The sequence below is a fragment of the Belnapia sp. F-4-1 genome, assembly GCF_000802185.1.
In the GTDB taxonomy this organism is placed as follows: Bacteria; Pseudomonadota; Alphaproteobacteria; order Acetobacterales; family Acetobacteraceae; genus Belnapia.
The window spans coordinates 2,535,783-2,543,000 of record NZ_KN676113.1; the positions used below are offsets into that span (position 1 = coordinate 2,535,783).

At 74.6% G+C, this 7,218-nt stretch carries 3 protein-coding genes; all 3 read left to right on the forward strand.

Features of this window, described 5'->3' with window-relative positions:
* Positions 1-509: 509 nt before the first annotated feature.
* Positions 510-4,625: a hypothetical protein gene (locus LH62_RS28315; RefSeq protein ID WP_144404466.1), complete on the forward strand. Its 4,116-nt coding sequence runs from the start codon at positions 510-512 to the stop codon at positions 4,623-4,625.
* A 2-nt stretch (positions 4,626-4,627) separates the two neighbouring features.
* The gene (locus LH62_RS28320) at positions 4,628-6,706 is read left to right on the forward strand and encodes a glycosyltransferase (RefSeq protein ID WP_052214288.1); all 2,079 of its coding nucleotides are present in this window, start codon (positions 4,628-4,630) and stop codon (positions 6,704-6,706) included.
* 40 nt (positions 6,707-6,746) lie between these two features.
* On the forward strand, positions 6,747-7,218 hold a 472-nt coding region (locus LH62_RS31490; RefSeq protein WP_201445480.1), incomplete at its 3' end, for a class I SAM-dependent methyltransferase.

A 7,218-nucleotide genomic window follows, 5' to 3' on the forward strand; every position in this document is an offset into this window, starting at 1 on the left:
GCGGGTGCTCCCGGGCCCCGCGGCGCGCCGGCGCCGCCTGGCGCTTGGTGGGCGTCGGCGCCAGCGCGCCAGTTCCGGCTGTTCCATGTCCCGGATCGGCGCCCGGTGCGCCTCAACGCGCCTCGATCGGCGGTCCCCGCCCAAAGGTTCGGGCGTCCACTCCGGGCGGCCACGCCCGGGGCATGGCTCGCGACGGCCGCGGCGGCGTTTTCCGGCAGGCGGCCGGAAGGCCTCCCTCCATCCTATCGAGGCTCATTCGCCCGTTCCCCGCCGCGCTGCAACCGGGTCGTTGGCGTGACGCCCAAGTAACGTTTGGCGCCGATGCTGCGCATGCCTTGCCAAAGCCCTGGCATTCCATAAACCATGTGCTATCATTTTGTAATGATAACGAGCGTGACGGATCGTCGCCAGGACGGAAAGATGCCGCAGCAACGCGGGATTCAGGACGCCCCGGTTGCGCCGCCGTCGACCGGCGGCCACCCATGCCGGCCTTTCCACGGGGCGGCCCGATGAACGTCTCCCTCCGCTCCAGCCCGGCGCTGGACGCCTTCTCCACGCTCGCCACCGGCTTCGGCAAGCAGGATCACCGCGCCGCCGAGGTGGAGCGGATCGAAGCTCCCGGCCTGTTCGACGCGCAGTGGTTCGCCGAGCGCCACCCCGAGGCGGCCGGGGACCCGGCCGGCGTGGTCGCCTGGCAGCTGCGCGAAGCGCCGCTCCAGCCGCCGCATCCGCTCTTCGACGTCGCCCACTACACCGCCGCCAACCCCGGCTGGCAGGAGAAGGCGGCGACGCCGCTCGGCCACTACGTGCTGGCCGGCGCCGCCGCCGGCGCCAGCCCGCACCCGCTCTTCGATCCCGCCTGGTATGCCGCCCAGGCTCCCGGCATTCCGGCGACCGGGCTGTTCCGCCACTACCTGAGCGAGGGCTTCGCCACGGGCCTCCCGCCGCACCCGGCCTTCGACCCGGACTTCTACCTCGGCCAGGCGCCGGAGCTGCGCGCCGCGCGGGTCAACCCGCTGACCCATTTCGTCGAGGCCGGCTGGGCGCATGGCCTCTCGCCCAACCGCCTGTTCGATGTCTCCTGGTACGCCGCCCGCCATCCCGAGGCCGCCGCCCCCGGCCTCAATCCGCTGGTCCATTTCCTCACCCGAGGCGCCGCCGCCGGCGCGGCGCCGCATCCCGGCATCGACCTCGCCGCCTGCGCGGCCGAGTATCCGGAGGCGCCGGCCGAACCGCTCGCCCTCTACCGCCACCTGCTGACGGACGGCGCCGGCCTGATCGGCGACCGCGACCTCGCCGCCGCGCGCGAGGCCGCGGCGAGCGCTGCCTCGGCCGCTGCCCCGCCGGCGCCGATCCGCGCGGTCATCGACCTCGAGGATTACGGTGCCGAGGCCGGCCCCGCCGATCGCCTGCCGCAGCGCCGCCCGATGTCCGCCCCGGCCCCGCTGCTGGCGGCGATCGCCAGCGCCGGCCGTGTCTCGTTCGACATCTGGGACACGTTGCTGCGGCGCGACTGCCACCCCGACGAGATCAAGCTGCAATCCGCCCGCCTGCTGAAGCTGCGCGGCCAGGCCTTCCTGCGCGACCAGGAGGCGACGCCGGCCACGCTGCTGACGCTGCGGCTTGAGGCCGAGGCCGCCGTCGCCCATGCCGGACATGAATTCCGCTTCCCCGAGGCGGCCGATGTCTGGCTGTGGCGCGCCCTGGTGCCGAGTACCCCGCCAGCCGCCCTGGCCACGCTGCGCCAGGCCCTGCTCGACCACGAATTCGCCGCCGAGCGCCGCGCCACTCGCCCCGACGCCATCGCCCGCGAACTGCTTCGCGCCGCCGCCGGCCGGGCCGGCTACGCTTCCGACTTCTACATGCCGGACGGCTTCATGGACCGGCTGCTGGCCGCGCATGGCATGGATGACGGCTTCCTGTCCCGCCACGTCTCCTGCGACAGCTTCGAGACCAAGCGCGGCGGCCAGCTCTTCCCCCGCATCCTCGCCGAGGCCGGGCTGCCGGCGCAGGAGGTCCTGCATGTCGGCGACAACCTCGAAGCCGATGTCGAGATGCCGCGCCGCCACGGGCTGCGCTCCCTCCGCTACGTCTCGCCCGCCGAGGAGGCGCGCAAGTCCTGGTTCGGCGAGGCCTTCGAGGCGCTGCGCGGCGGCGATGCCGGCCCCCACCACCGCCGCATCCTCGGGCTGCTGGAGGACCTGGCGCGGGCCGCGCCGGATGCCGACACCGCCGCCGGCATCCGCCTCTCCCTCTTCGCCTTCGGCTTCTGCCTGAACGCCGCCGAGGGCGCGCTCGCCGCCGGTGCCGAGACGCTCTGGTTCTTCACCCGCGAGGGCGCCTTCCTGCGCGAGGTCCACGAGGCGATCCGCGCCGCCGATCCCTTCAACCTCGCCCTGCCCGAAAGCGGCCTGCTGGAGGTCAGCCGGCTGGCGACCTTCGGCCCCTCGCTGCCCGAGCTTTCGGCCGAGGCGCTGATGCGGCTCTGGAGCCTCTACGGCACCCAGTCGATGGCCGGCCTCGCCGCCTCGCTCAACCTCGATGCCGCGCTGATGCGCCGGGTCGCGGAGCGGCACGGCTTCGCCGCCGGCCGCCCGGTCCGCTACCCCTGGAAGAGCCCCGCGGTGCTGCGCATCCTCGAGGATGCCGAGCTTCGCGCTGCCGCCGGCGAGCGGCTCGGCGGGCAGCGCACCCTGCTCCGCGCCTATCTCGCCGAGCGCGGCTTCACCGCCGGCGCCACGCCGCGCCACTGCGTCGATATCGGCTGGCGCGGCACCATCCAGGACAACATCGCCCTGGTTTCCGGCGCGCCGACCGTCGGCTGGTATCTCGGCCTCTTCGGCTTCCTCAACCCGCAGCCGCCGCGCAGCCGCAAGCATGGCTGGCTGGGCAACGAGAACCTGCCGGGCCAGGGCTTCGCCCTGGACGAGGTGGCGGGCCTCGAGATGCTGTTCAACGCACCCGGCGGCTCGGTCCGCGACTATGCGGAGGAAGATGGCCGGATCATCGCCCGCCGCGCCCCGATCCCGGGCGAGGAGGCGGTGATCCGCGGCCCGGTCGCCGCCATGCAGCGCGGCATGCTCCAGGCGGTGGCGCCGCTGGCCGATTACATCCGGCTGCACGGCTTGGTCGCCGCCGACCTGCTGCCGCTCGTCCGCCGCATGGCGCAGAGCCTCGCCGACCGCCCGCCCGTCGCCGTCGCCGACGCCTTCGCCGCGCTGGAGCATGACGAAACCTTCGGCACCGGCCGGAGCGACAAGGTCGGCGGCGGGCCGCTGCCGGCCCGGCTGGAGGGCAAGGCGCGCGGCAGTTTGCTGGAGGCCGCCCGCGCCGCCACCACCGGGCTGCGCTGGCCGGCGGCGGCGCTCCGCACCCGCGAGGTCCACGCCTGGCTGGACGGCATCGGCCCCGCCCGGCGCGCCGCCCTGCCCACCGCCTTCACCCTGGTCCATGGCCCCGCACTGCTGCGAGGCCCCGGCGACCGGATCGGTGTCTATGCCCCGGCGCCGATCCGCGGCTCCGGCGGCCACCGCACCCTGTTCAACCTGGCGCGGCCGCTCGGCGCGCTCGGCTGGCGGCTCGATGTCTTCCTCGAAGGGGTGGGGGAGGGGGTCGAGGTCGCCGAGCACTACCTCGCCGGCACCAGTGCGGTGATCCACACCCAGTGGCACCGCCACATCGCCTCCGACCTGGCGCTGGCGACCATCGCCCATTCCGCCCGCTTCGTCGCCGAACTGCCGGAAGCCCGCCACCGCGCCTATCTCGTGCAGGACCTGGAGGCGCTCTTCAACCCGGTGAGCGACGCCTATCTCTGGAACGAGGCGAGCTACACCTACGGCCTCCGCCACATCACCATCGGCCACTGGCTGACCCACCTGCTGCGCCGGCAATACGCGACGGATGCCGTGCCGGCCGGCCTCGGCTGCGACACCGCGCTCTACCGCCCGCGCCCGGAGATCGCGCGGGAGGAGGCGGTCTGCTTCCTCTACCAGCCGGACAAGCCGCGCCGCACGCCGCAGCACGGCATCCACGCGCTGCGGCTGCTCAAGCGGGCGCGGCCGGACGTCACTATCTACGTCTACGGCTCGGACCTGCCGATCACCCTCGACTTCCCGGTGGTCAATCTCGGGCTGGTGCTCGATCTCGGCCGGCTCGCCGAGCTCTATGCCCGCTGCAAGGTCGGGCTCTGCATCAGCGCTTCCAACCCGTCGCGCATCCCCTTCGAGATGATGGCGGCGGGCTGCGTGCCGGTCGACCTCTACCGCTACAACAACCTGCTGGACCATCGCGCCGGCACCGCAGTGCTGGCCTTCGACGGCGAGTATTCGCTGGCCCGGGCGATGCAGGGGCTCTTGGACGACCCGGCGGGCTGGGCGCGGCGCTCCGCTGCCTGCAGGGAGGATGCCGCCGAGCGCAGCCTGGAGTGGGAGGTCGAGGCCGCCGCCAACCATGTGCTGGACCTGGTGCGCGGCCTACCGGCCTGCCCCGACTGGCCCTGCCCGCCGCCCTATGCCGAGCCGCCGGTGGTCGCCGTGGAGGAGGACCGTCCCGGCGTGCGCGCCTTTCTCCGCTGGCAGGCCGAGCAGGCCGCCATGCGGCCCGGCCCTGCCGGCGAGGGAGGTTGACCATGCCGGACGGCGCAGAAGGCATGGCCCTGCCGCCCCGCGGGACGGAGCTGGCAGCCGGGGCCTCGGCCGCCTCGCCTGGCGCGATCCTGCGCCTGGCGGACGAGGCCCGCGACGCCGGCCGCTGGGCGGAGGCCGCCGGCCTCTACGCCGCGGCCCTCGCCGCCGGGCCGGAAGATGCCGGCATCCGCATCCAGCTCGGGAACATGCTGAAGGAGGCTGGCCAGCCGCTCCAGGCCGAAGCCGCCTATCGCGCCGCGCTGGCCATCGCGCCGGACTGTGCCGATGGCTGGCTGCAGCTCGGCCACCTGCTGAAGCGGCTCGGCCGGCGCGAGGCGGCCGCCGCCGCCTACCAGAACGCGCTCGCCCGCGACGCCCTCTCCGGCGATGCGGCGACGGAACTCGCCGCACTCGGCCAGGGCTGGCGCATCGTTGAGGCGCAGGCTGCCGGCCGCTCGCTGCTCTACGACACCCTGGCCGCGGTGGGGGAGCTGCGCCGCAGCCTCGCCCTGCTGGAGGCCCGGCTGCCGGCCATCGAGAGCCTCGCCGCCGTGCCGCTGCACCGCTTCGACCTCTACGCCGCCCGCTATCGGCCGCGCCTGCCGGCGGGTGCCGGGCGGGCGCGGCTCGACCTGCTGGTGCTGCCGGGCGAGGCGGCGCCGGCCGAGGCGGCGGCGCTGGTCGGAAGCCTCGCCCATGCGATTGCTGCCGCCCCCGGCGTGCTGCGCCGCCTCGGCCTGGTCACCGCCGACCCGGCGCTCGCCGCCCTGGCCGAGCGGCATCTCCGCCCCGTCCTTCTCGACCCCGCGGCGCCGCCGGCGCGCTGGCTGCCGGAGGGCGATGTGGCCGACTGGGTGCTGGTGGCTACCGGCGCGGCCGCCCTTTGTGACACGGCGCTCGCCTGGTTCGCCCATGCCGCGGCGCAGCTCGGCCCCGACGCCACGGCGCTGATCTGCGACGAGGTGCTGCGCGAGGCGCCCGGCGCGCCGCCGCAGCCGATCCTGCTGCCCGGCTACGACCCGCGCGCCCTGGCCGCCGCCGGGTACCGCCCCAGCCTTTTCGCCATCCGCCGCGGCCTGCTCGCCGGGGTTGCCACCGCCGAGGCGCTGCTGGCCGCCGCCGCCGCCGCGGGCCGGGTAATCCACCTGCCGCGGATGTTGGCCGAGCGCCGCCGCCCGCCGGTCCCGCCGGCGCCTGACCCGCGTGGTGCGGCCGCGCCGCTCGCCATCCGCGTCATCGTTCCGACGTGCGAGGCCGGCCCGCTCTTGGAGCGCTGCCTCGACGCCGCTACGGCCCAGGCCGCACGGCCCGGCCTGTTGCGTTGGACGGTCGTCGACAACCGGCCCGAGGCGGCGCCCGGCCCGGCCACCGCCCGCGCCGGCGCCACGCTGCTGCGGCGCCCAGGGGGCTTCAACTGGTCCGCCTTCAACAACCTCGCCGCCGAGACGGCCGGGGAGGAACTGCTGCTTTTCCTCAACGACGACGTGGAACTGCTCACCCCCGGCTGGGACCTGGCCCTGGCCGAGGCCTTCGCCGACCAGCAGGTCGGCGCCGCCGGCATGCGCCTGCTCTACCCGGATGGCCGCGTGCAACATGCCGGCGTGGTGCTCGGCCTGAACGGACGCACCGAGCATGAGGGCCGCGGCGCCGAGCGCGACGCGCCGGGCCCGCTGCGCCGCTGGGTCACCCGCCGCCGCGCCGCCGCCGTCACCGGCGCGGCCTTGGCCTGCCGCGCTTCCGCCTTCCGCGACTGCGGCGGCTTCGACGCTGCCGGTCTGCCGGTCTGGTTCAACGACATCGATTTCTGCCTGAAGCTCCGCGCCGCCGGCCACGAAGTGCTGTTCCTCGGCGATGTCGAGGCCGTCCACCAGGAAAGCCGCAGCCTGCGCACCGCCTTCGACGAGGCGATGCGCGACGCCGCCTGGGGCCAGGCCCTCGCCACGATGCAGCGCCGCTGGGGTTCGGCGCTCACCGAGGACCTGACCTTCAACCCGCATTTCAGCCGCGTCGGCGAAGCCTTCGAGATGATCGCCGAGCCGTCCGAGGCGCGGGTGCTCGGGTGGCTGCGGGCGCAGGGATAACGGCTGCCGGCCACCCGGCGCAGAGTGACAGGACATGACGATGCGTACCCTCGAATTTCGCCAGCGGAGCCACAACCGGTACTGGTGGTACCACTTGCAGGACAGCGACTACGTCCCGCCCGTCTTCGGCGCCCTTTCCGAGCCGGAATGGGCACTGATGCAGGCCTGGTTCGCCGACACCGAGGCGAAATTCCCAAGCCCCGGCGAGATCTCCGTCCCCGGCCTCCCCCTGCTGAACGGCATCGTCGCCGGCAACGGCCTCGGCGCCGTCGTCCAGCTCGGCCACTATGTCGGCTACTCGACGCTGATGCTCGGCTTCGCCCTGCGCCGCATGGGCCGGCAGCGGGCGCTGTTCAGCATCGACATCGATGCCGGCGTCACCGCCTATACCCAGGCCTGGATCGACCGCGCCGGGCTCGGCGAGGTGGTGCGGCTGCATGTCGGCGACAGCAGCGACCCGGCGGCCGCGGCCGCCGCCGCGGAGTGGCTCCCCCCCCCCCCCCCCCCCCCCC